The sequence below is a fragment of the Nocardia sp. NPDC051321 genome, assembly GCF_044455225.1.
Classification (GTDB): domain Bacteria; phylum Actinomycetota; class Actinomycetes; order Mycobacteriales; family Mycobacteriaceae; genus Nocardia.
The window spans coordinates 51788-75913 of the sequence record NZ_JBITEM010000023.1; the positions used below are offsets into that span (position 1 = coordinate 51788).

The 24126-nt window shown below is 67.1% G+C and carries 24 protein-coding genes; 12 read left to right on the plus strand and 12 right to left on the minus strand.

From position 1 onward, the window contains the following. The first annotated feature begins 43 nt into the window (after positions 1-43). The 3 genes from ACIA8C_RS39815 to ACIA8C_RS39825 all read left to right on the plus strand — a co-directional run bounded on the left by ACIA8C_RS39815 (position 44) and on the right by ACIA8C_RS39825 (position 2552). A complete protein-coding gene (locus ACIA8C_RS39815) occupies positions 44-1438 on the plus strand; it encodes an amidase (RefSeq protein WP_397144095.1) in 1395 nt (464 codons plus the stop codon). A gap of 28 nt (positions 1439-1466) precedes the next feature. Continuing rightward, positions 1467-1949 (plus strand): pyridoxamine 5'-phosphate oxidase family protein, encoded by a 483-nt coding sequence (locus ACIA8C_RS39820; protein ID WP_397144097.1) that lies wholly within the window; start codon positions 1467-1469, stop codon positions 1947-1949. A 78-nt stretch (positions 1950-2027) separates the two neighbouring features. Beyond that, positions 2028-2552: an Lrp/AsnC family transcriptional regulator gene (locus ACIA8C_RS39825; protein WP_396997230.1), complete on the plus strand. Its 525-nt coding sequence runs from the start codon at positions 2028-2030 to the stop codon at positions 2550-2552. 45 nt (positions 2553-2597) lie between these two features. Here ACIA8C_RS39825 and ald read toward each other — a convergent pair whose 3' ends face one another. Beyond that, entirely contained in the window at positions 2598-3704 is a 1107-nt protein-coding gene (ald, locus tag ACIA8C_RS39830) for an alanine dehydrogenase (RefSeq protein WP_397144099.1), read from the minus strand. A 260-nt stretch (positions 3705-3964) separates the two neighbouring features. Here ald and ACIA8C_RS39835 point away from each other — a divergent pair, with 260 nt between their 5' ends. From ACIA8C_RS39835 to ACIA8C_RS39850, 4 genes are all read left to right on the plus strand, one after another. After that, a complete protein-coding gene (locus ACIA8C_RS39835; RefSeq protein ID WP_397144101.1) occupies positions 3965-4606 on the plus strand; it encodes a GntR family transcriptional regulator in 642 nt (213 codons plus the stop codon). Then, positions 4606-5829, plus strand: coding sequence for an MFS transporter (locus ACIA8C_RS39840; protein ID WP_397144103.1), 1224 nt, complete (start codon positions 4606-4608; stop codon positions 5827-5829). The genes ACIA8C_RS39835 and ACIA8C_RS39840 overlap by 1 nt, the downstream gene beginning before the upstream one ends. Before the next feature lie 251 nt (positions 5830-6080). After that, on the plus strand, positions 6081-6455 hold the full coding sequence (locus tag ACIA8C_RS39845; RefSeq protein ID WP_397144105.1) for an RNHCP domain-containing protein: 375 nt from the start codon (positions 6081-6083) through the stop codon (positions 6453-6455). A gap of 10 nt (positions 6456-6465) precedes the next feature. Beyond that, on the plus strand, positions 6466-6876 hold the full coding sequence (locus ACIA8C_RS39850) for an RNHCP domain-containing protein (RefSeq protein ID WP_397144107.1): 411 nt from the start codon (positions 6466-6468) through the stop codon (positions 6874-6876). 7 nt (positions 6877-6883) lie between these two features. Here ACIA8C_RS39850 and ACIA8C_RS39855 read toward each other — a convergent pair whose 3' ends face one another. The 4 genes from ACIA8C_RS39855 to ACIA8C_RS39870 all read right to left on the minus strand — a co-directional run bounded on the left by ACIA8C_RS39855 (position 6884) and on the right by ACIA8C_RS39870 (position 10499). Continuing rightward, positions 6884-7732, minus strand: coding sequence for a hypothetical protein (locus ACIA8C_RS39855; protein WP_397144109.1), 849 nt, complete (start codon positions 7730-7732; stop codon positions 6884-6886). A gap of 163 nt (positions 7733-7895) precedes the next feature. Then, positions 7896-8393 carry a GNAT family N-acetyltransferase gene (locus ACIA8C_RS39860; protein ID WP_397144112.1) on the minus strand — a complete coding sequence of 166 codons (498 nt, stop codon included), beginning with the start codon at positions 8391-8393 and terminating at the stop codon, positions 7896-7898. 49 nt (positions 8394-8442) lie between these two features. Then, a complete protein-coding gene (locus ACIA8C_RS39865; RefSeq protein WP_397144114.1) occupies positions 8443-9831 on the minus strand; it encodes an ATP-binding protein in 1389 nt (462 codons plus the stop codon). Then, complete coding sequence (locus ACIA8C_RS39870; protein ID WP_397144116.1) at positions 9828-10499, minus strand: response regulator transcription factor; 672 nt, start codon at positions 10497-10499, stop codon at positions 9828-9830. The genes ACIA8C_RS39865 and ACIA8C_RS39870 overlap by 4 nt, the downstream gene beginning before the upstream one ends. A gap of 89 nt (positions 10500-10588) precedes the next feature. Here ACIA8C_RS39870 and ACIA8C_RS39875 point away from each other — a divergent pair, with 89 nt between their 5' ends. Next, positions 10589-12526 carry a glycoside hydrolase gene (locus ACIA8C_RS39875; RefSeq protein WP_397144118.1) on the plus strand — a complete coding sequence of 646 codons (1938 nt, stop codon included), beginning with the start codon at positions 10589-10591 and terminating at the stop codon, positions 12524-12526. A gap of 27 nt (positions 12527-12553) precedes the next feature. Here ACIA8C_RS39875 and ACIA8C_RS39880 read toward each other — a convergent pair whose 3' ends face one another. The 3 genes from ACIA8C_RS39880 to ACIA8C_RS39890 all read right to left on the minus strand — a co-directional run bounded on the left by ACIA8C_RS39880 (position 12554) and on the right by ACIA8C_RS39890 (position 15817). Then, positions 12554-13021, minus strand: coding sequence for a hypothetical protein (locus tag ACIA8C_RS39880; protein ID WP_397144120.1), 468 nt, complete (start codon positions 13019-13021; stop codon positions 12554-12556). A 219-nt stretch (positions 13022-13240) separates the two neighbouring features. Further along, complete coding sequence (locus tag ACIA8C_RS39885; protein ID WP_397144123.1) at positions 13241-14368, minus strand: acyl-CoA dehydrogenase family protein; 1128 nt, start codon at positions 14366-14368, stop codon at positions 13241-13243. 117 nt (positions 14369-14485) lie between these two features. Next, on the minus strand, positions 14486-15817 hold the full coding sequence (locus tag ACIA8C_RS39890) for an ABC transporter permease (protein WP_397144125.1): 1332 nt from the start codon (positions 15815-15817) through the stop codon (positions 14486-14488). Between the two features lie 177 nt (positions 15818-15994). On the opposite strand from ACIA8C_RS39890, the gene ACIA8C_RS39895 reads away from it, so the two are divergent. Beyond that, positions 15995-16558, plus strand: coding sequence for a dihydrofolate reductase family protein (locus ACIA8C_RS39895; protein WP_397144127.1), 564 nt, complete (start codon positions 15995-15997; stop codon positions 16556-16558). Here the strand turns inward: ACIA8C_RS39895 and ACIA8C_RS39900 are convergent. Continuing rightward, entirely contained in the window at positions 16555-18129 is a 1575-nt protein-coding gene (locus tag ACIA8C_RS39900) for a Na+/H+ antiporter (RefSeq protein ID WP_397144129.1), read from the minus strand. The two genes, ACIA8C_RS39895 and ACIA8C_RS39900, sit on opposite strands and share 4 nt — an antisense overlap. An 87-nt stretch (positions 18130-18216) precedes the next feature. Further along, a complete protein-coding gene (locus ACIA8C_RS39905) occupies positions 18217-19083 on the minus strand; it encodes an alpha/beta fold hydrolase (protein ID WP_397144131.1) in 867 nt (288 codons plus the stop codon). A 130-nt stretch (positions 19084-19213) separates the two neighbouring features. Between ACIA8C_RS39905 and ACIA8C_RS39910 the strand changes: the two genes are divergently transcribed. Together ACIA8C_RS39910 and ACIA8C_RS39915 are read left to right on the plus strand one after the other, a co-directional pair. Further along, entirely contained in the window at positions 19214-20116 is a 903-nt protein-coding gene (locus ACIA8C_RS39910; protein WP_397144133.1) for a cupin domain-containing protein, read from the plus strand. 293 nt (positions 20117-20409) lie between these two features. Then, the gene (locus ACIA8C_RS39915) at positions 20410-21528 is read left to right on the plus strand and encodes a glutamate--cysteine ligase (protein WP_397144135.1); all 1119 of its coding nucleotides are present in this window, start codon (positions 20410-20412) and stop codon (positions 21526-21528) included. Here the strand turns inward: ACIA8C_RS39915 and ACIA8C_RS39920 are convergent. Beyond that, positions 21515-21880, minus strand: a complete 366-nt coding sequence (locus tag ACIA8C_RS39920) for a VOC family protein (protein WP_397144137.1) — start codon at positions 21878-21880, stop codon at positions 21515-21517. The two genes, ACIA8C_RS39915 and ACIA8C_RS39920, sit on opposite strands and share 14 nt — an antisense overlap. A gap of 142 nt (positions 21881-22022) precedes the next feature. On the opposite strand from ACIA8C_RS39920, the gene ACIA8C_RS39925 reads away from it, so the two are divergent. Then, positions 22023-22835, plus strand: coding sequence for an SAM-dependent methyltransferase (locus ACIA8C_RS39925; protein WP_397144139.1), 813 nt, complete (start codon positions 22023-22025; stop codon positions 22833-22835). Between the two features lie 53 nt (positions 22836-22888). Here the strand turns inward: ACIA8C_RS39925 and ACIA8C_RS39930 are convergent, their stop codons facing one another. After that, a complete protein-coding gene (locus tag ACIA8C_RS39930; RefSeq protein WP_397144141.1) occupies positions 22889-24118 on the minus strand; it encodes a cytochrome P450 in 1230 nt (409 codons plus the stop codon). Between the last annotated feature and the right edge of the window lie 8 nt (positions 24119-24126).

Here is a 24126-nt window from a genome sequence, read left to right on the forward strand (position 1 = left end):
TCGTGCTGGTCACGCAGCGCTGTGTGGCCGAGAGGAGCGGTAGATGGATCTCCAGGACGTCGTATCGGCGGGCGTGCTCGAGCAGCGAGAGCTGCTGGAGCAGGGAGCCCTGTCCTCGCAGGAATTGGTCACCGCCACGCTGAACGGCATCGACGCGGCCGCGGATCTGAACGCGTTCACCCGGGTGCGCCATGAACAGGCCCGGGCCGAGGCGATCGAGAGCGACCGAGCGCGCGCCGCGGGCGCCGCCGGACCGCTGCACGGCATCCCGATCGCGATCAAGGACGAGATCGACGTCGAAGGTCTGGTGACCACCTTCGGCACCCGGGCCAACTCGACGCCCGCCAAGGCAGACTCCGAGGTCGTACGCCGATTGCGCGCCGCGGGCGCGGTGATCGTCGGCAAGACAACGATGCCGGAATTCGGGCAGTGGCCGTTCACCGAGTCGAGCACCTACGGGGTGACCCGCAATCCCTGGGATCGGAACCGGACAACCGGCGGCTCCAGCGGTGGCTCGGCCGCGGCGGTCGCGGCGGGCCTGGTCCCGGTCGCGATCGGTAGCGACGGCGGCGGCTCGATCCGGATTCCGTCGGCCTGCTGTGGGCTGTTCGGCCTCAAACCACAGCGCGGACGGGTGCCGGTCGCGCCGTTCGAGCATCTCTGGTGGTCACTCGGGGTGACCGGGCCGTTGACCCGCGGCGTCCTTGACTCGGCGATCGTGTACGACGTGATCCGCGGCAACACCCCCGACGACCGGTTCACCGCGCCCGAGCCGGTGATGTCGTTCGAGCAGGCCGCACGGCAGCCCACCACCGGCCTGCGGATCGGCTACAGCACGAAATCGCCTAACGCGCTGGCGAAGCCGGATCCAGAGCACGTGCGTGCGGTGCACGACACCGCGAAACTGCTTGCCAACCTGGGACATTCGGTGTTCGAGGTGGACCCGCACTACACGGAAACGCTGCATGCCTTCTTCCCTCAGTTCTTCGGCGGCGTGCGGGACGAAGCCGAGCATGTCGAGCATCCGGAACGCCTCGAACGCCGCACCCGCCAGACCATCGCGATGGGCACCTGGGCCCGGCGCCCTGTTGTCGAATGGGCGATCCGACAGGGAGAAGCCTTGGCGCGCAAGGTCGATCGGGTCTTCGCCGACTGCGACCTGCTGCTCACTCCCACCCTCGCGGGCCGGCCGCCACGCATCGGCGCGCTCGACGGCGCGAGCACCGTGCGCGCCCAGCTCCGGTCCATTCCGCTGGTGGCCTACACGACGCTGTGGAACGTGACCGGCCACCCGGCGGCCTCGCTGCCCGCGGGGATCGGCACGGACGGGCTGCCGCTCGCGGTGCAGCTGATCGGCCCGAGCAACGGCGAAACGACCATCCTCACCGTCGCGGCGCAGTTGGAACAGGCTCGGCCGCATGCCCGGCCGGTGGTCTGAGACCGGGCGCGAGGCTACAGTGGCCGATGTGACCGAATTGGGCGATATCGCACCACGTTTCGTGGAGCTGGCGCACGGCATTGTCTGGTCCACCGTGTCGACGACCGATCCGGCGGGACGGCCGCGCAGCCGCATCCTGCACCCGATCTGGCAGTGGGACGGGCAGGAGCTGATCGGATGGATCATCACCGGTAAGACCCCGCCCAAGCTGGCGCAGCTGACGCACAGCCCATACGTGGCATGCAACTACTGGGCACCGACGCATGACACCTGTCTGGCGGAGTGCGCGGCCGAATGGGTCGACGATCTCGAAACGAAGACCACCGTGTGGGAGTTGTTCCGGAGCACACCGCTACCGCTCGGCTACGACCCCGCAGGCATCGGCATTCCCGGCTGGACCGGGCCGGAGTCGCCGAGCGTCAGCGTGCTGCGACTGCGACCGTGGCGATTGCGCGTGCTGACAGGTAAAGACCTCAGCAATGGGGTGCGCGCGACCTCTTGGCGTGCATAACAGCAACGAGATCCCAGTTCTGTGAATATCATTCATAAATAAGGCGGATTTACGAACAAGATTCTGTACGGTCGAGGTATGCGTAAGAGCGATTCACCCGGCGGCTCGACCCCACCCGTGCCGCCGATCCACCCGCCGGCCGGGGTGCCGATCGATGATATCGACCGGATCCTGCTCGACCAGCTCGCGCGGGACGGCCGGATGACGAACAACGCGCTGGCCGCAGCGGCGGGGATCGCGCCGTCCACCTGCCTCGGGCGGGTGCGCGCGCTGGTGGAACGCGGCGTCATCCGCGGGTTCCACGCCGATATCGATCCGGCCGCGCTCGGCCGGAGCCTGCAGGCCATGATCGCGGTGCGGTTGCGCGCCAGCGCACGCCAGCACCTCGCCGAATTCGGCGAGCAGATGTCGGAGTTCGAGGAGGTGCTCAACGTGTACTTCATCGCGGGCGCCGACGACTACCTGATCCACGTCGCCACCTCGCACACCGACGAGCTGCGCCGGTTCGTGCTCAACAACTTGAGCGAACATCCGGCGGTCGCCTCAACCGAGACGATTCTCATCTTCGAGCACATGCGGCCGAGGACGAATCCCACCGCATAACCAAAAGCGGCCGACCCAGTGGGTCGGCCGCCTTTGCGAAACAGGTTACGCGGCCAGGCTTTCGGCCACATACCCGTGCGCGGCCGCGACGGAAGCGGACAGCAGCACACCACCATGCGTACTGAGACCGCTCGCCAGGCCCTTGTCCATCGCCACGGCCTCGCGCCAGCCGTGCCCGGCCAGCGACACCACGTACGGCAGCGTGGCATTGGTGAGCGCGACAGTCGAGGTGTAAGGCACCGCGCCGGGCATGTTGGCGACGCAGTAGAACACCGACTCGTGCACCCGGTAGGTCGGGTCGGCGTGCGTGGTCGGGTGCGAATCGGCGAAGCAGCCGCCCTGGTCGATGGCGATGTCGACCAGCACCGAGCCCGGCTTCATCTGCGCGACAAGGTCATTGGAGACCAGCGTGGGCGCCTTCGCGCCGGGCACCAGCACCGCGCCGATCACCAGATCGGCTTCGCGCACGGCCTTTTCGACCTCGAGGCGATTGGACATGATGGTGCGCACCTGCCCCTTGTACTGCGCGTCGATCTCGCGCAGGCGGGCGATGTTCAGGTCGAGCACGGTCACCTCGGCGCGCATGCCGTGCGCGATGGCGATCGAGTTGCCGCCCGCGACGCCCGCGCCGATCACGACCACGTTGGCGGGCGGGGTGCCGGGCACGCCACCCATCAGCACGCCACGGCCGCCGCCGTTGCGCATCAGGTGGTAGGCGCCCGCCTGCGGGGCCAGGCGGCCCGCGACCTCGCTCATCGGCGCGAGCAGCGGCAGCGAGCCGTCGCGGCCGGTGACCGTCTCGTAGGCGATCGAGGTGATGCCGGAGCTCAGCAGCGCGTCCGTGCATTCCTTGGATGCGGCGAGGTGCAGGTAGGTGAACAGCACCTGACCTTCGCGCATGCGTGAATACTCTTCGACGACCGGCTCTTTCACCTTGAGCACCAGTTCGGCGGTGCCCCAGACCTCGTCGGCGGTGCCGAGCACCCGCGCGCCGGCGACGGTGTATGCCTCGTCCTCGAACGCCGAGCCGCGACCGGCACCGGACTCGATGTACACCTCGTGCCCGCGTGACACGAGCTCGTGTACACCGGCCGGGGTAATGGCGACCCGGTACTCGTGGTTCTTGACCTCGCGGGGGACCCCGATCTTCACCTGCGCTCCTGAATGTCTGGATGTTCATGGATGTCGATAGTCGATCCGCATAATATGGACCGTTGTTGCTAAAAGTATGAATATCATGCGTGTGTAGGTCTATATCTATGAAGATAATTCTTATTTCAGCCGGATCTATCGACGAATCCTCATATTGTAGCCAACGTGAGCGGCCTCACTCGCAAGATGTTCGGCCAGCAGCGCCGCCGGTAACAAACCTCACAGTCGGTTAGCTGCCGATCGCACCTAAGATACAACTTGTGTCTAAGACGTATTCATCAGCTGAGCAGGCCTATCGCGAGGTCAAGGAACGCATCCTCACCGGCACCTTGGCCGGCGGCGAGCTGATCAGCGAGGGCGAGATCGCCGCCGACCTCGGCACGTCGCGGACGCCGGTGCGCGAGGCGTTCCTGCGGCTGGAGACCGAAGGGTGGATGAAGCTCTATCCGAAGCGCGGTGCGCTGGTGGTGCCGATTCCGCCCGATGAGGCCGAGCATGTCGCGTACGCCCGCTACGTCGTCGAGGCGGCCGCGGTGCGCGCGCTGGCCTCGACCGACCGCACGGCGCTGACGTCGCTGTTCCGATCGTCGCTCGACCGGCAGCGCGAGCTGGCCGCGGCCGGGGACCTCGACCAGTTCGCTCTGGTAGATACCGACTTTCATCGCTGCTATGTAATCGCGGCGGGCAATCCGCTGCTGGCGAGCTTCTACGACTCGCTGCGTGAGCGGCAACGGCGGATGAACAGCGTGGCGCTACGCCGCGGTCCGATCGACATCGACCGGATCATCGAACAGCACGCCCACCTGGCCGGGCTGATCGAGGCAGGCGAGGTCGAACGCTTCGCCACCGCGTTGGCCGAGCACCTCTCCGGCGTGCACCAACTAGAACTACGAGGACTGTGATGGCGACGCCGACCACCGCGGTCCGGTCCGCGCCCACCGAGATCAGGGCGAAGGCATGGTGGGGTGTCGCGGCGACGATGTTCGCGATCGCCTGGGGCGGAAACGAATTCACCCCGCTGCTGGTGATGTACAAGAACCACGGGCTGCCCGCCACCACGGTGGATCTGCTGCTGTTCTACTACGTCCTCGGCATCGTGCCCGCGCTGTTGATCGGCGGGCCGCTGTCGGATCGGTTCGGGCGTCGCGCGTTGCTGCGGCCCGCACCGCTGATCAGTGCGGCGGGCTCGCTGCTGCTGGCGTTCGGGTCCGCGTCGGTGCCGGTGCTGTCCGCCGGACGGGTGCTGTGCGGGGTCGCGCTCGGGCTGGCGATGGCGGTGGGTAGCAGTTGGTTGAAGGAGCTCGCGCAGCCACCGTTCGGGCCCGCGCTGCCCGGCGGCACCGGGGCGCGGCGGTCGGCAATGAGTCTCACCGGCGGTTTCGCGGTCGGCGCGGGATCCGCAGGGGTGCTTGCGCAGTGGGCGCCGTGGCCGAACACCCTCGCCTATCTGATCAATGTGACGCTGTGCCTGGTCGCCGCATTCTGGGTGGCGCGAGCGGCGGAAACGGTACTCCCCCAGGAGAATCCAGGCCGACTGATCGACGATCTGAAGGTGCCCGCCGCCGCGCACCGCCGATTCCGTTGCGTGGCACTGCCGGTCGCGCTGTGGTTGTTCACCTCCGCGGGCACCGCGTACGCGATCATGCCCGCGCTGATGGCGCCGCACATTCATGGCGCGCCGATCGCGTTCTCGGCGCTCGTCGGAGTCATCACGCTGAGTTGCGGTTTCGCGATCCAGTCGGTGGCGCGGCGGATCGACAAGGCGGGCACCGCACGCGCGGCCGTCGCCTCGCTGGGCTTCGTCACCTGCGGAATGGTCACGGCGGCTTGGGCTTCCGGCGCGCTGACGCTCTGGGCAACGCTGGCGGCGGCGGTTGTGCTCGGCGCGGGATACGGCATCGGATTAGTCGCCGGTCTGCAAGAAATCGAACGGATCGCGCGCCCAGCCGATCTGGCCGGGCTGACCGCGGTGTTCTACTCGGTGAGCTACCTCGGCTTCGGCGTGCCCGCCCTGCTGTCCTTCCTGAATCAGCAATGGGGCTTCGGCTACCCCGCGATGTTCGCGGTCGCCACCCTCGCGGCGGCGGGCAGCCTGGTGCTGGTGGTCCGGAACTATCGGACCTGATCTCCCCCGCCAAAATCAGTGGCGGCCCGCGAGCCGCCGTTGCTACGGTTGCTGCCGCGCTGGTAGAGCGCCCGAGAGAAGGAAAGAGTGTCTATGACCCGGACCGCGCCGAGCGCGCCTCATCGCGTGGAATCGAGCCGCATCGGTTCGTCCGCGCCCGCACAGCCCACAGCCGCTACCTAAGCTTCGAGGCGCGCTCGGCCTGCTCCTGCTGTTACCGCTATTCAGCCCTCAGCAAAGGAGTGATCCGGGTGTCAGACAACACCTCTCACGGTCCGAGCGCAGCACTGCGCACCGACACTTTCACCTGCGTCCGCTGCGGTCTCGTCGTGGCCACGCTCGCGCCGGACAACAGCAGGCGCAACCACTGCCCGAGTTGCCTGAACTCACAGCACACCCACGACCACGTCGACGGTGGCACCTCCGACTGCCGCGCCAGAATGGCGCCGCTGTCGATCGCTGTGCTGCGCACCGGCGAATGGGCCGTGGTGCATCGCTGCACCCGCTGTCACGAGCTGGCGCTGCACCCCGTGTGCGGTGACGACAACCAGCTCATCCTGATGCGGATGGCCGTTCGCCCGCTCGCCGAGCCACCGTTCCCGCTCGAAGTCTTCGGCGATCTGTAGGGGGTGCGACATGCCACGCAGGAAACCCGCGGGCCGCCGCCCGCAACGCGCCAAGGACGTATTGCACGGCCGCGCAGGCGAATCCGGCGACGCGTTCCGCTGCGTCGGATGCCGGATGGACGTATCGGTCACCGCGCCGGGTACCGCCCACCGCAACCACTGCCCGCACTGCTTGACCAGTCGCCACGTGGACCGGCGCGTCCCCGGCGACCGAGCCGAGCAGTGCCGAGGGCGGATGGCGGCGGTGAGTATGTCCACCCGGGACAACGGCGAATGGCAGCTCGTGCACCAATGCCTGGCCTGCGGTTGCCTCAAAGCGAACCGCATAGCCGGCGACGACAACGCGCTCGCGTTGATGCGAATAGCGTTGCGCCCATTGGCCGATCCGCGCATCGGCCATCGCGCACTGCTGGCGCTATGACGGCTGCCTAGCCGCCTTCGGCCGGTTGCGTGTCGGCCTGAAGTGCGCGGCGCACGCGCGCGGCTTCGGCGTCCAATGCGGCGGCCTGCAGGTATGCGGCGGTGGTTTCGGCGAGGAGAGTGGTCCACCGGGTGACGCGTTCGACGCGGTGGGCCAGTTCTCGTTCGGCCGCGGCCAGCGCTGTGTCGTCGCCCGCGGCCGCCGCCGCGGCGGTCGTTGCCTCGCGGAGCTTTTGCTCGGCGCGGAACTGGAGTTCACGGCAGTGGTCGGGGTCGAAGACCTCCGAACGGATGTCGGCGGCCTCGGCTTCCAGTTCCGCGATGCGGGCAAGGCGTGGATCGGATTGGTCGATCGTCTCGTCCGGGGTCCAGTCGTCCTCGGTGGATTCCCATGGGAGTTCGAAGGTTTCGTCGTTCAGCGCCTTCTGCTCGAGAAAACGACGGTGATCTTCTTCGGCCCACTCTAGGTAGTCGCGGTACTCGGCCATGTCCGTGTCGGTGATCGGACGGTGCCGCGGATGCGCGGTCATCGATACCGCGATGCTCCCGTCGCCGTAGCGAAGATTCACAGTGACGACGGTGACCGGGTGGGGTTCGGCTCGCTCCTCCACCCGCGCCATCATCACCTCATAGCGGTGCTCCTCCACCGCACTGTCACACGCCTGCTCGAACACCCCGCACGCGATCTCGTAATGCTGACCCGCGGTGCTGCCGGTCAGCGGATGCGCCTCGCCGAGCCGCGTCTCGCCGGACTCGACGGTCGCGCCGTCATGAACGACCTCCCAGGTGTAGGTCTCGGCGAGTTCGTCGGCGGACGTGCCCTGCCGCGCCGCAGTGGTGTCGGTGAGGTCGTGCACAGTCGGCTCCCATCTCGTGGCCGAACATGGCGGAGGCGACCGACTTCGCTGCGCCGCCCCGCAGGCGGTTTGCACGCCTATATTTCCCCTTCCGAGCGCAGCACGCCAGCGGCAAATCTGGGGATCGCCACGCGTTGGCGACGCGGCGCATGCGAGAACCCGTTCACCGAGCCGTGGTGGACAAGATCGCGACGACGTAGGTGACAGATCGGCCGTCCTGGACGCACTGATGTTGTTCGCGCTCAACGAATCCGAGCCGACGGACCAATTGCCGGCTCCGAAGGTTCCACGCTTGGATCGCCGCGCGAACCGGGGTCGCCGGGTGGTCTCGGCGGAGATGGCCGAGTACGGTGCCGCCGAAGGCCATGCCGTGGCCTTTGCCGACCCATCTCGGATCCATGCCGACACCGAGATCGAGCACGTCGGGGTCCTCGTCGAGGCCGGGGACCCGTGCTTCTGGTCCGGTGCAGAAGAATCCGACTATTCGGTCCGTCGCGCTGTCTGCCACGGCCGAGTAGCCATCCGCGGCAGCGGGGAGGCCATCGCTCGCAGTGAGGTTATAGATGTGCCACGGGCCGTCGTACTGCCAGCTGGCCACCTGACGAGCGTCGCCGCGGGTCAGGGGACGCACTATCAGGCGATCGGGCCATCCATCATGCATTGCGCCATGGTCTCGCAATTGCCTGTTGGAGTCGAAGCAGTTTCGGTGCTCATTGAGATCGGGGGTCAGGTGTTGGCGGCGGGAAGGTCAGGTGGAATACGGTGCCGCCGTTCGGGGCTGGCTCGGCGGTGGGGGTGGCGCCGTGCAGGTCGGCTACCTGTTTGACGATGGCCAAGCCTAGGCCGTGGCCGGGTTTGGTGCGTGCGGCGGTGCAGCGGTAGAAGCGGTCGAAGATGTGCGGGAGATCAGGGGGTGGGATGCCGGGGCCGTGGTCGCGGACGGTCAGGTCGTGGTGGTGGAGGGCGACGTGGATGGTGGCTTGGGGTGGGCTGAAATTGGCGGCGTTGTCGAGGAGGTTGGTGATGGCGCGGGTCAGGCGGGCGGGGGCGCCCAGGATGGTGGTCGGTTGCAGATCGGATTCGAATGTCACAGTGGGCCAATGACGTTCGGCTGCACGAAGGCAGTCGGCGACGAGCAGGTCCAAGCGTAGGTCTTCGAAAGGTTCGGAGGCTGCGGACGGGTCGTCGGCGCGTGCGAGGTCGATGAGGTCGGTGACCAGGCCGGAGAGCTCGTCGGACTGAGTTCGTAAGGCGGACGCTGTTTCGTCCAGTTGCGTGCTGCTGAGGCGGGAGGCTCGGCCGAGTAGGTCGATGTTGGTGCGCAGGGCGGTAAGTGGAGTGCGGAGTTCGTGGGAGGCGTCGGCGATCAGGCGGTGCTGGGCCGCGCGGGAGTCGCGTTCGGCGGTCAAGGCCTGGTCTAGTTCGTCGAGCATGGTGTTGAAACTGCTTGCCAGGCTTTGGAGTTCGTCGGGGCCGGTGACGGTGATGTGGTGGCGGGGGTCGCGGGTGCCTGCGATGCGTTCGGCGGCGGTGGTCAAGATAGTGACCGGGGCGACGGCTCGGCGGGCGACGAGGAGCCCCGCCGCGATGGCGAGCAGGGTACCGATCGCGGCCGCGGCGAGGAGCGCGTAGGCGACGCGGCGCAGGCTGGTTTCGACGGGGTCGGAGCGTTGGGCTATTTGCACCGCGGAGCCGGAATGTAGTGGCGCGGTGTACATTCGGAGTCGGTAGCCGTCGAGGCTGATGTCGCTGAAGTAGGCCGGTCGGGTGCCTGCCGCGACTGCCGTGGTGGCCGAGTCGACGGGTAACGGCTGGTTCGGGTCGTGCTCGGATTCGATGTGCCCGTCGGCGGCGACGACCTGGACGCAGCTCGGAGCGGTCAGATACCGGCACGGTCCGGAGGCGGTGGCGACGTCGGCGTCCGTGGCGATCGTGCGGCTGATACGGGTGGCCTCCCGGCGCAGGCCGAGGTCGAGGGAGCTGTCGAGTTCGTGGGCGACCACGGCATAGGCGGCCAAGCCCATGCCCGCCAGCGCGACTGCGATGGCGGCGACGCAGAACAGCGCGATGCGGGCGCGCAGCGAACCAGGCAGCCTCACGGCGGGGCCAGTCGGTAGCCGATGCCGCGCAGGGTGTGGATCAGCCGGGGTTCGGCGTCGGCTTCGAGCTTGCGGCGCAGGTACCGGATGTAGACCTCGAGCGAGTTCGACGTCGAGCCGAGTCCTGCCCCCCAGACGCGTTCGATGAGTGTCTCGCGCGGCAGCGCCTGGCCCTCGTTGCGCAGCAGCACCTCGAGCAGCGCGAACTCGGTGCGGCTGAGTTCGACGAGGCGGGTGCCGCGGCGGACCTCGTGCGCGGTGGTGTCCATGACGAGATCCGCGCAGGACAGGACGGCACCGTCGTCGGGATAGGTGCGCCGGACCAGAGCGCGAACCCTGGCGAGCAGCTCATCCAGGTCGAACGGTTTGACCAGGTAGTCGTCGGCGCCAGCGTCGAGTCCGTCGACCCGGTCGGCGACCGCGTCGCGGGCGGTGAGCATCAGGATCGGCGTGCGGTCCCCGCGAGCCCGCAACCGGCGGCACGCCGTCAGCCCATCCATGAACGGCATCAGCACATCCAGCAGCACCACCTCCGGCTGCCACCGTTCGATCTCGGCGAGCGCGGCGGCGCCGTCGCCTGCCGCGCGGGTCTCGTAGCCCTCGCTGTCCATCGCGCGCACCAGAGCCTCGCGGACCGCGTCTTCGTCATCCACCACCAAAACGCGCATTGTTCGGATACTACGGATCGGATCGGCGCAGGCCGGGGACCCGGCGTCGTCTCATCGAACTCTCATCCGGCTGCGGAACCGTGCCTGGCATGAGACGTCGGAGCATCGGGGCCACCCTCACCACCGTGTTACTGATCGCGGGCCTGACCGCCTGTGACAGCGACGATGGAAGCGCACGACCAGAGCAGCGCGGCAATCACGTGCTGGTGCCGATCGCGGGCGGCCAGGCGGACGTGGACACGACATCGCTGTCGATCATCGGCGTCACCGGCGACGGTGCGCGCATCGCGATCTCCGATGGCGCGGTGGGCGGCCTCGGCGCGGCAGGCCCGGTTCGGATCACCGGCGAGCTAGCGACGTGGACCTACCCCGACAAGGGACTGACCGTGTCAGCGGACTCGGCCGACGGCCGCCTCCGCGTCACCGTGCACAGCGACCGCGACGAGCGCCTCGCCTGGCCGGTCACCGGCACCGATCCGACCACGACAGCCCTGCAACTTCCTCGCGGCGAGGGACTGTCCCTACCCGTCGGCGACGCCTTCTGGAGCTCCCCCGGCGCCACGCTGATCGACAATCCGCTCGACCTCACCTCCGGTCTCACCATGCCGTTCTGGGGCTACCGCCTCGGTGAACGCGGTGTGAGCTACCTCGCCCCGAGCGACATCGGCACCACACTGACAGTCACCTCCACCGATGGAAAGCTGCGCGCAACCGCCGCACACGAATTCGCGGCGCGAGCCGACACCCGGGACTACACAGTCACTTTCGCCATCACCGACGCGTCACCCGTCGCCGCCGCCAAGGACTACCGCGCCTGGCTGATGCAACACGGCCAGTTCCGTTCACTGGCCGACAAAATCCGCACGAACCCGCCGATCTCCCAGTTACTCGGCGCATTTCACGCTTACCTCTGGGGCGACGGCCGCACATCGGAGGCCATCCGCAAAATGCAGGATCTGGGTCTGAGCCGAATGTGGCTCGGCTACGACGCCGGTGACGACCCGATGACCCGCGACGCGATCGACGCCGCCAAACGGGCCGGATACCTTGCCGGACCCTACGATTCGTACGCCAACGCACAAGACCCCGCCACCGCCGACAACCCGAGCTCCCGCTGGCCCGGCCAGCTATGGCCGAACGGCTGCGTGCACGACGCGGACGGTAAACCGGAAACCGGCTTCGGGGATCGCGGCTGCTACCTCAGTTCCCAAGCGCTGGCGCAAGATCCGCGCGTGCTCGACGACCGGTACGCGAACATCACCGCCAACGGCGCGAACACGTACTTTCTCGACGTAGACGCCGCAGGCGAGCTCTTCGACGACTACAGCCCTGACCACCCGATGAACCAGCAGCAGGACCGCGGCAATCGCCTGGCACGCATGCGCAAGCTGTCGGGCAAGCAGGCGCTCGGATCCGAGTCCGCAGGCGCATGGGCGAGCACGGTGCTCGCTTACAGCCACGGCTCTCAGACTCCGGTGTCGGATTTGCTGTGGAAGGCCGAACGCGACAAGGAAACCTGGGGCGGCTGGTCCCCAGCACGCGCGCCCCGTACCTTCTTCCAGCCCGCCGAACTACCCGCCGCCGCAGCCAAGGCCATGTTCGACCCGGCTTACCGTGTCCCGCTGTACGAGACCGTCCTGCACGACTCGGTGATCAATCTGGACCGCTGGGAACTCCCGTACTACAAACTGCCGCAACAACAAACGATGCGCGCACTGACCGCGATCCTGAACAACACCCCACTGAACCTGGTGCTGGACCAAGAGCAGCTCGCCACGCACGGCCCTGAAATCGCCCTCCTGCAAAAGTATTTCGCGCCATTGCACGAAGCGGCAGGCACCGCCCAGATGACCGGCTTCCAGTGGCTCACCGAAGACCACCTAGTGCAGCGCACCACCTTCGGCGACGGCGAGCTGACCGTCACAGCCAACTTCGGCACCCAGACCTACGGCGACCTACCGGCAGGCTGCGTCGACGCGAAGCTCGCGACTGACAGCACACCGAGGCGACTCTGCCCTGGCAAATAGCATGAGGGGCCGAGGTCGCGTTGTCGGCTACCCGCCGACGGTCACGGTGATGGGGGTAGCTTTCGCTTCCAGATACTTGTTCTGACGCATTTCACCTGTGTGACAGCTAGCTGTTATGACCCGCTCGCCTGACCGGAGGCGCGCAAGGGTGGCGTGCTGTGTCTGCCCGGGAAAGGCACGATCACCGCCGTCGCTATAGGTGATGAGGGGGTTATGGTCCCCGGCGACCGGAAATGTGTCGTCGATGAACGCCCAGCAATTGATATTCGAGAACTCCGCGTTGGGGTTGACGACCGTCACATCTATGGTCCGGCCAAGTCCATCGCCTCTGTCCGGGTTAGCTGTCGCGGTCAGCGTCGGAGGTAAAACCTGTCCCTGATCATCAGTCCTGATCGGTGCCGCGGTCGTCGCTGGTGCGACGACCGCTGCTCCCACCAGCAGCGCCATGACCCCGCCCATGCCGAAAAGAACCCCACGGCCCCACGTCTTGCTCATATTGTCCGCACTCCCCAATTGTTCCCTGCCGCAGCCGAATACGTGCGGCCCCGACGATGATATCCACATCGACGGGCGGCACACCTCCGTTATCGCGGAACAACTCTTGAAACCCAATTCGATTGTGGGAGAACTCACTTGCGGTAATGGAACGTTGCTTACAGACAATTCCGTTGTGCTGGCTTCGATATGAGCACCCCCGGAAAGTAGCGATAAGAACTACTCGTCTTCCGGCACGCCGAGCACCAGCCTGCCGATCTCGCCCGCGATCACCTCGGTCGAGTACGCCATCAACTGGCCTGCTTCAGCGTCGCGTAGATGGCGTTGGATGGGTGACTGTTTGAGGTAACCCGAGGCGCCACCGACCCGCACACCCAATTGCGCGACCGCTACGGCGACCTTGTTCGCCAGATACTTGGCCCGCGACAGGTTGGGGAAGAAGCTCGGCAGCCCGTTGTCGGCCTCCCACAGCGCGCGCTCGTACAACGCGTGCGCGGCCGCCAGCCTGGTCTGCACGTCGGCGACCTCGTACTGCACCCACTGCTGATACGACAGCGGCTTGCCGAGGATCACCCGCGACCGCGCGTGCTCGACCAGCGCGTCCAACGCGGCGTCGGCGATACCGAGGGAGATCGCGGGCAGGCCGGCGGGAATCACCGCGAAGTCACCGAAGCCCGGTGCGCGACCGCGATATTCGGCGCGCAGCACGGTGTTGTCGAAGGACAGCAGCTGGCTGCGCGTTGCCCGCAGACCGAGGGTGTCCCAGATCGGGATGGTCGAGACCGTCTCGTCGGGCACCACGCCGAAGAAGGCGGGCGCATTGTCGACCCGCGCGTTCACCAGCAGGTACTCGGCGATCTCGCAGCCGGAGACGAAGCGCTTCGCCCCGGTGAGCGACCAGCCGCCCGCGGCCGGAACGGCGTCCTGCTGCGGATTGAGAAAGCGGTTGCCGCTGGCCGGTTCGGACAGCGCGTTGGCGAATCGCTTGCCCGCGAGGAACTCGTCGGCGAAGAACGAACCGAGCGTTTCGCCGGTGAGTTCCGCTAGCGCGACACCGGCACCCGCGTGCATGGTCCAGATCGTCGCGGTCGACGGGTCCGCCTTGGCGAGTACGCACACCACGTGCCCGAATGCCGCGTAGCTCAGGCCGAGCCCGCCCACTCGTTCGGGTAACACCGCCCGATCGAGGTCCGCGTCGTGTAGCGCCGTCAGATGCCCGACCGCGATCTCGGCCCGCTCGTCGTATTCGGCCGCAACGGCCCGAAATCCCTCCGCCAACTCGGCGACTCGATCGAGCACCTTGCGCTCGACATCGCGGACCGGAAAAGGAAACTGAGCAGTAGTCACGAAACGCTCTCTGGTCGAAGGGAATCGGCTGGCGCCAAGGCCGCCGGGCAACTCGCCGACTCAGGGTACGCAGGAGGCGTCGCGACTGCGGCAGGAACGGACGAGGCCGGCGCCGCGCTATGCGGGTGCGGGCCGTCCGGTTCCGCTGCGGCGCAAGCCTTTGTAGTCGTAGAACCGGGTGATCACGGTGCCGAGGATCAGGCCGACGGCCAGGCCGAGCGCCGCCATCCAGACGCCGCGGCTGAGGCCCGCCGGCCCGCTGGCGTCGAAGTAGAGGATCGAGCGGACGCCGAGGAACACCTGGTGCATCGGCTCGAAAGACGCGAGCCAGCCGAAGTATTTCGGCGTCGCCTCGATCGGCACGGTACCGCCCGAGGATGGCAGGCCGAGAATGATGAACAAGATCAAGTTGAGCAGCAGGCCCGCCGAACCGACCGCCGCGAGGATCGACAATCCCGTGATGCCGACGGCGATGATGGCGAGCGCGCTGTAGAGGAACAGCCCGAGCGGGTGATCGATCGGCATGCCGAGCGCGTTTCCGACGATAAGAAACACGCCCGCAACGACATTCGCGGTCACCACCATCACGCCCCACTTGATCAGCAGGGTGTGGAACCGCGAGATGGGCGTCGGCGGGAAGTGCACGAACCACGGCCCGTACTCGGTGGGCACGAAGCCGAGTTGCGCGTCGATCATCGTGTGGATGGTCATCGAGCCGACCAGACCGGCAAGCAGGAGCAGCAGCGCGTAGAAGAAGGCCGTGAGACCTTGGCCGGTACCGCTGGGCAGCGGATGGAATGGTTCGGTGACGATCTGCAGCGGCGCGGCGAGGGCCACGCGGCTGGCGCCGCTCAGTTCGGCGGCGGGCGACCCGCCGGGTGGTGGCGTGAGCTGCGCCTTGACCTGTTCGGTGAGCTGCGCGCCGACCTGCTTGTTCACCTGGTCCAGCGCCTGACTGCCGATCTGGGTGACGATCTCGGTGACGAAGGCACCGCTGCGCGGATTGGTCTGCAACGTGATGATCGGGCGCTGGATGTCACCGGGGATCACACTGCCGACGCCGAGGATGCCCAGTCGTTTGCTGAAGTCGCTTGGGATCAGGATGGTTCCGTAGACCTTGTTGTCCTGCATCCGCTGCGAGGCCTCGTTCACGGAGAGCACCTGAAGGTCGATCTTGTCCGCGGGCACCGCCTTCTTCAGGCCCTCGGTCACCTCGTCGCCGAACTTGACCTGCCGCTCCTGCCCTTGCGCGCCGATGGTGTCGCCGACGTCCTGATTGACCAGTGCGATCGGGAAATCGTGCATGTTCTCTTCCGGATCGACCACATAGTCGAGGTACATGGTGCCGAGCAGGGCCATGAACACGGCCAGGAGGGCCACCGGCAAGAGCCACATGCGCAGCCCGAGGCGGCGGTCCGAACGAGCTGCTTCCCCGCGGTCCGTAGTCACGGTTTCGGACGGTAGCAGCAGACCTGACGAGGATTCGGGAGCTTCGCCGGGCTGTTTGCTGTGAGGATGCGAAGTAGGCCCAGTACTGCCGATCGGCCATCTGATTGCGAAACGCAACCAGATGCTTTACGGTGAATCTACCGATTGCAGAACGCAATCGGATGGCGGGAGAAGACGATGCAGGACACCGAACCGCAGACCGCCGACGCAAAGGTGCTCTGGCACTTCACGATGTCGCTGGACGGCTTCGTCGCGGGGCCGGACAACGGGCACGACTGGATGACCGGGTTCGCGTTCCGCCCGGGACTGGTCGGCGAATATGTCGAGACCACCGGCGCCGTACTCGGCGGCAGAAAGGGCTGGGACAAGGCAGGTGAGGACCGCCCGTACGGCGGTGCCTGGCACGGGCCGATCTTCGTGCTCACCCACCACCCTGAGGACGCGCGACCCGACGACCGAGTCACGTTCCTGAACTGCGGCGTCGCCGAAGCGGTGCGGATCGCGCTGACTGCGGCGGGCGGCAAGAACCTCGAGGTGTTCTCGCCGACGATCGGCCGCCAACTGCTCGAGCTAGGACTGATCGACGAGATCGACTTGCACATCACGCCGGTCTTGCTCGGCGACGGTATCCGGTTGTACGACAACCCCGGTGGCGAGCCGGTCCGCCTGCGCGAAATCGGCTCGGACGAGCTGCCGACGGTCGTCAACGTGCGGTACCGGCCGAGCAAACTGCCCCGCTAAGGCGAGCGCAGGTCGAGGCGGCGCATCACTCGATCGACCAGATCCGGTGGCACGCCGGGCTCTCGCCGGGCGGACATCGCTTCGGTGCGCCCGGCCGTCAGTATTTCCTGATTGATCCTGGCGAGCTTGCGGTTGAGCCGGAAGCTCCGCTCCGCCGCCGCCTTGGCATCGTCGGCGGCCTCGGGATTGGCTCTGGCGAGCCGCCTTTCGATGCCGACATGCAATCGGTCATAGACCTCGTCGGGCAGGTTCTCGGTGTTGGCCACCTGCTGCAGACGGTTCAGTTCCGCGCGCAGAATACGAGTCCATAACTGCCGCTCCATATTCCGCTCCGCTTCGGTGTCGACGCGAACCCCGGTGGCGCGTACCACGAGTGACAGCGTCGGCCCCTGGATCAGCAGGGTGAACAGCACCAAAGCGAAGGCGGTGAACAGGATTCCGCTGCGCCACGGGAACTCGGCACCCGACTCGGTGGTCAGCGGCACGGCCAGGGCCAGCGCGACCGTGGCCACGCCGCGCTGCCCCGCCCACCAGGTCACCATGGTCTCGCGCCAGGTGTAGGGCTCGTCGGCTTCGCGACGCCGCCACCACCGACCGAACAGCGCCCAGGTCGCCATCAACCAGACCAGCCGGACGCCGACGACCGCGGCGATCACCGCGCCGGAGACACCGAGGAAACGCGGCCAATCCGGTCCGACGTCACGCAATACGGTGGCCAGTTCCAGCCCGATCAGACCGAAAGCGATTCCGGTGACGAGCATTTCGATGATCGACCAGAACGAGTCGCCGATCAGCCGATAGTCGCTGTCGCCGAAATCGGTGGCGGCGTCGGTCAGATACAGCGCGCACACCAGCACCGCGAGCACCGCCGACCCGCCCCAGGCATCGGCGAGCCGGTAGGCCGCGAACGGCAGCGCGAGCCCCAACGCCACCTGCCAGGCGGCCTCGTCGAGCCGACGCATCAGCCAGCTGCCGCCCCAGCCGAACACCAGGCCGACCGCGACGCCGACCACCGCGGACATCACGAAATCCAGCGCCGCCGACCACGCGGAGAACTGGCCGGTGACCACCGCCTGCACCGCGATCCCGTACAGCACGATCGCGGTGACGTCGTTGAACAGCCCCTCCCCCTCCAGCACCGCGACCAGCCTGCGCGGCAGTCCGAGCCGACCGGCCAGCGCGCCGACGGCCACCGGGTCCGGCGGCGCGACCAGCGCGCCGAGCACGAACGCGACGGCCAACGGCACCGAGGGCTCCCACACGTGCACCGCCACCGCGACCACCGCCGCGGTGGCGACGACCAACCCGACCGCCTGCAGCGCGATCGCGCTCCAGTTCTGCGCGAACGTCCGCCACGAGGTGCGCCGCGCCGCCGCGTACAGCAGCGGCGGAAGCAGCAGCGGCAGAATAAGATCCGGCGCTACCCGCACATCCGGCACCGCCGGGATCAATGCGAGCACGCAGCCGAACACCGTCATCAAGACGGCCGGGGCCACGCCGAGCCGCCGCCCGATCGGCTGGGCGAGGATCGTGCCGAACAGCACGAGAAACGGCAATTCCAGATGACTCACGCCAACACAGTGTTGAGCCGCTGCCTGAGAAAAGCGACTGGCTTCCCCTGAGAAACGCTGTTGTATTGACGCTCGGCGGATACTCGCTCAGCCTTGCACGCTGACCGCGGCCTTCTCGATGAGCGCGGTGACCGCCTTCGGCTGCGATAGCGCGACCGCGTGGCTGCCCGCCTCTTCGACGGTGGTGGCGTTCATCCGCTTGGCCATCTCCCGCTGTCCATCGGCGGGGATCATGTGGTCGTCCTTGGCGACCAGGGCCCAGCTCGGCAGCGACTTCCAGGCAGGCGCACCGCTCGGTTCCGTGAACGAGGCCACCGCGATCGGGCGCTGCGCGGCGGCGAGCACGGTCGTCTCGCTCTCCGGCAGGTCCTGCGCGAAGTTGTCGTGGAACTTGTCGGGCGCGATGGTCAGTTCTTGACCGGATCCGCCGCCGGGCAGTGGGAACTCGTGCGGGACACCGATTTTGGTGGCCGGTCCGCCGAACTTCGCGTCCAGCGCGCCGACCGGCTCACCCTCGTCCGGAGAAAATGCGGCCACATAGACCAGTCCCGCCGCCTTGGGTGACCCGGTCGCGGCATTGGTGATCACGGCACCGCCGTAGGAGTGGCCGACCAGAATCGTCTTGCCCGGCAGCCCGTCCAGCACGCTGCGGATGTAGGCGGCGTCGTAGGTGAGCCCGCGCAGCGGCACCGCCGCCGTCGTCACCTGATAGCCGTCGCGCTGTAGTTGCGCGGCCACTTTGCTCCAGCTCGACCCGTCGGCGAAGGCACCGTGCACCAGCAGCACGGCGGGCTTGTCGCCGCTAGGCGCGGGCGTCTCGTCGTCAGCGGACGCGGTGCAGGCCGAGACGGTCATGCCAAGCGTGACCGCTGCGACGGTCAGCGCGGCCGTGCGCAGGCCGCGACGTGCCGCCCGGGTACGGCCCGCGTTGTCGCGAGAAGTGTTGTTACGCATGATTTTTGACCTTTCAACGATGGAGCAGCAGGACTCTCGCGGCGAGCAAGCTCCAAGTTATCTGGACAATCAGGCAATAGCTATGCTTCAGAAGCCGAGATAGTTTGCCGAAACTCCAGGAGTATCGATCGTGTTCAGCCAGACCGAGGACCTCGACGCGTTCTCGGAAATCCTGGAGGCCGTCCGGCTGCACGGGGACACCGTGGCCCGGTTCGCCCCGCCCGCTCCGTTCGAGGTGACCATTCCGGACGGCATCCGGCTGCTGCACGTCGTCGAACGCGGCAGCATCCGGCTGCGCGTCGGTGACGATCCGCCGATCCTGCTCGGGCCCGGCGACCTGGTGTTGCTCGGCTGCGGCGACGCGCACTCACTCAGCGCCGGCGCCGGAGCGGCTGCGCGGCCGCTGCGGGATTCGGACACCTTCCGCCTCGACACCGAGGCGCCGCGCTGGGTCACCGGCACGTTCGCGGTGCAGGAGGCCATCGCGGCACCGCTGCTTTCGGTGCTGCCCCGGGCGATCCACATTCCGGCGGACCCGAGCCACCGGCCGTGGCTCGCGGCCATCCTGCCGGTGCTACTCATCGAGGTGACCAGCCCGAATCCCGGTGCCGCTGCGATGATTTCGCGGGTGCTCGACCTGTTGTTCATCCACACCCTGCGGGCCTGGTTCGCGGGACACGACGCCGAGCCGGGCTGGCTCACGGCGGCGATGGATCCCGCACTCGGGCCGGTGCTGGCCGCAATCCACCGGGATCCGACCAAACCGTGGACCGTGACCACGCTGGCCAGGGACGCCAGGATGTCCCGGTCCGCGTTCGCCGAACGCTTTACCCGCCTGCTCGGCCGGGCCCCGGCGGCCTACGTCACCGAGCGCCGCCTCGACCACGCCGCCGAGCTGTTGCGCTCGACCACCGACCCGGTGTCCCGGATCGCCGCCGACACCGGCTACACCTCCAATGCCGCGTTCAGCCGAGCCTTCCAACGCCGCTACGGCGACGCACCGCAACGCTGGCGCAAGCTGACAGTGCGGTGAACGAGATGTCCGGTGGACGTCCGGGCGATCGCCGTTTGGGGTCCGCCGTACTGCGGCAATCTGGTGCTTACGACGCAGTTCCCTGAAGTGGTGAAAGGAGAGTCCGATGATCATCGGCATGGTTAGCCACTGGGTTCGTTCAGTGCTAGATCTAATCGGCATTTGACCCGGCGGTCCAAGCATGGCCTAGCGCGCGGGGCACCGCGGAATCGTTCGGTCTCGCGGTGCTCCCGCCCAGCGCGTATGACAGCCAAACCACGCGTACGGCCTTAAAGGATGGGTAATCTACCTGCATGGACGCAGACACTGCGACTGTCGGCGTCGAGGAGGAATTTCTCCTCGTCGAACCCGACACCGGTTTGCCTGTCGCGAAAAACGTCGAGGTCGCCCGGACCGCGGCCGAACTCGGTATCGATCTCCAACTCGAACTCACCCGCTGCCAGGTGGAAACCAGCACCCGCGTGCACACCGATTCCACCGAGCTGGCGACGGAATTGCGCGATCTGCGCTGCGGCATCGCCGCCTGCGCGGAGAAGAACGGCGCCCAGCTGCTAGCGGTGGCGATCCCACCCACCGTGCCGGACAAGTTTCCGGTCACCGCCACACCCCGCTATCAGCGCATCGCCAGCGCGTTCGGCATGCTCGCGCTGGAGCAGGGACTGTGCGGCTGTCACGTGCACGTGGCGGTGCCCGATCGAGAAACCGCCTTGCAGGTCAGCAATTTCTTGCGCCCGTGGCTGCCGCTGTTCCTGGCGCTCACCGCGAACTCGGCGATCTATCGCGACCTCGACACCGGCTTCGCCAGTTGGCGCAGCATTCTGTGGCGGCGCTGGCCGAGTGCCGGTCCACCACCGTATTTCGGGTCGGCCGCCGAGTACGACGCGATGGTCGCGATGATGCTGTCCAGCGGCAGCATCCTGGACAAGAAGATGGTCTACTGGGATGTCCGTCCGTCGCCGAGCTTTCCGACGGTGGAGATCCGCGTCAGCGATGTGCCCGCGACGGTGGAGGAGACGGTGCTGCTCGCGACGCTGGTGCGCGCGACGGTGATGACCGCCCAGCACTCGTTGGCGCGCAACATCTCCGCGCCGCCGGTCAGCGACGAGATCTTGCGGGCGGCGTACTGGAAGGCGGCACGCACCGGACTCGACGGCGACGCCGTCGACCCGGTACACGGACGCATCATGCCGGTGATCGACCTGCTCGCCGAACTGATCGGCTACGTCGGTCCGGCGCTCGAAGAGCTCGGTGACCAGCAGCTGGTCACCGACTCCCTCGCGGCCGTGCTCGCTCGCGGCAATGGAGCTATGCGACAGCTCAACGCTTTTCGCGCCCGGCGCGAGGTCGGCGATGTCGTGACAGAGTTGACGGCGGCCACCTTGGCAGGGTGCCGCGCGGCTACAACCACATGAGGCAGAAGATGTGCCCCACCGGATCGGCATAGACCCGGAACTGATCGCTATCGTTGGGCTGCACCAGTTTTGCGCCGAGTGCGAGCGCCTTGGGCTCGGCCTCGTCGATGTCATCGACCAGCACATCGAAGTGGATCTGCTGGGACGCTTCGGGATCCGGGAAACGCGGCGGCTTATATTGCGGCGCGGTCTGGAAGACGATGCGCCTGCCTTCGCCATCTACGGTGACAACCCAGCTGTCGTCCTCGTTCTCGGTCAATTCGAGGCCGAGCAGGCCGATATAGAACTCGGCGAGCTTGCGCGGCTCCGGACAATCCAGCACCACGCTGCGCAGGCGCCCGACAGATGTCATGAGAAGTCTCCTTCGATCGGCATCCTGGTCGCCTACCCGCGGCGACAGCGGCCAAACATCACACTGAAATGTGTTGTGGTCAAATGGGAATCGCCGCTGGCGTCGGCACCCCGCCCTCGCTGGGCCTCCTACGATGGAACAGATGAGCGACCTGACACCCGTGATCGACCAATCCAAGCCGAGCATCGCCCGGGTATACGACTACCTGCTCGGCGGCAAGGACAACTTCGCCGTCGACCGGGCGATCGGTGACCACTTCAAGGACAATCTGCCCGGCTCGGTCGCGATCGCCACCAGCAACCGGCAGGCGCTGATCCGCGCCGTCCGCGACCTGGCCCGCGACGGCGTGCGGCAGTTCGTCGACCTCGGCAGCGGCCTGCCGACCGCCGACAACGTGCATCAGGTCGCGCGCCGCCACGCGCCCGAGGCCAAGGTGGTCTACATCGACAACGATCCCCTCGTGCTCGCGCACGGCCGCGCGCTGCTGGCCACCGACACCAATACGACTGTCTTCCAGGCTGATCTGCGTGACCCGCGCACGATTCGGGAGCACCGCGAGGTCGTCGAGATGATCGATTTCGACCAGCCGGCCGCCGTCATCTTCAGCGGCATCCTGCACCACCTCAACGACGACGAGGACCCGGCCGCGGTGGTGCGTTACTGGTCCGAGCAGCTGTCGGCCGGGAGCATGGTGTACATCTCGCATTTTCGCTCAGGCCAGAACCGGGAGACGGCCGTCGCCGAGGAGAAACTCCAGTCGACGTTCGGACGTGGCCGGTGGCGCACCGACAAGGAGATCGAGGCGCTGTTCGGTGACCTGGAGATCCTCGAACCGGGCATCACGCCCTGCGCGAGCTGGCGGCCGGATCTGACGGCGGCCGACGAGACGGAACCCGTTCGCGCGCTGACCATTTGGGAGCAGCTTATCGTCACCGGATTGGCACGTAAGGCATAGACATGCGAAAGGGGTGCCACGCGATTGCGGCACCCCATGCTCGAATGATGTTACTACTCAGCAGGTTCCAGGATCACTGGAAGCTTGCCGTGGCCGTTGGAGATGAAGCTGACGACGGTGCCCAGCTCCGACGGATCCGCCGCCAAACGCATGTTCGGGAAACGCGCGAAGATGGCGGGCAGCGCGAGCGCCGCCTCCAGCCTGGCCAGCGGGGCACCGAGGCAATGGTGCACACCGTGGCCGAAGGCCAAGTGGTCCTTGGTAACTCGGGTCACGTCGAAATCGTCGGCGGTGTCGCCGTGCACCTTCGGGTCTCGGTTGGCCGCGGCGTAGGCGGGCAGAATCGGCTCGCCCTTGGCGATCCGCACGCCCTCGATCTCGATGTCGTCGACCGCGAACCGCAGCGGCAGATGCGCGACCGGCGCCTCGAAGCGCAGCGCCTCCTCGATCAGATCCGACCAGCCGACCTTGCCCTCGAGCACCTGCGCGCGCTGCTCCGGCCGGGTGATCAACGCGTAGATCGCCTGATCGAGCAGGTTGACCGTGGTCTCGTGGCCCGCGCTGATGACGAGCAGCAGCGTGTCGATGAGCTCCTGCTCGGTGAGCTTGGAGCCGTCGTCCTCACTGCGGTGTGAAATCAACAGGCTGGTCATGTCGTCACTGGGGTTTTCGCGCCGGTAGGCCACCAACTCCGCGAGAATGCGGTACATCTCCATGTAGTTGGCCTGCGACTCCTCCGGGCTGAGCGCGGTGTCGAAGATGCCGTCGACACACTTGCGCAGGCCGGGATTCAACGATTCCGGCACGCCCATCAGCTCGGAGATGACCTCGATCGGCACCGGATACGCGAAACCCTCACGCAGATCTACCACTTCGCCCTTGGGCAGGGCCGCGAGCTCGGCGATGAGCCGCTCGACGATCCGGTCGATTCGCGGCCGCATCGCCTCGGTGCGACGATGGGTGAACGCCGGAGCGACGAGCTTACGTAGTCGCCGGTGATCGGCGCCGTACGCGGTGAACATGTTGTTCACCGCCACCCAGAGGAACAGCGGCCAGTCCTGCGGCACTTCACCTTTGGCGAAGGCGGGCCAGTGCTGCCTGGCATCCTTGGACACTTTCGGATCGACGAGCAGTCGCTTGAGCAGATCGGCGTCGGTAATCGACCACGCGCGCACGCCGCCGGGCAGCTCCACCAAGGTGGCCGGGCCACGCTCCCGCAGGCGGGCGGATTCTCCTTGAATGTCGGTGCCCGTTGGGTCTAGGACTAGTGGCTCAGTGTCCATCGGGGTCT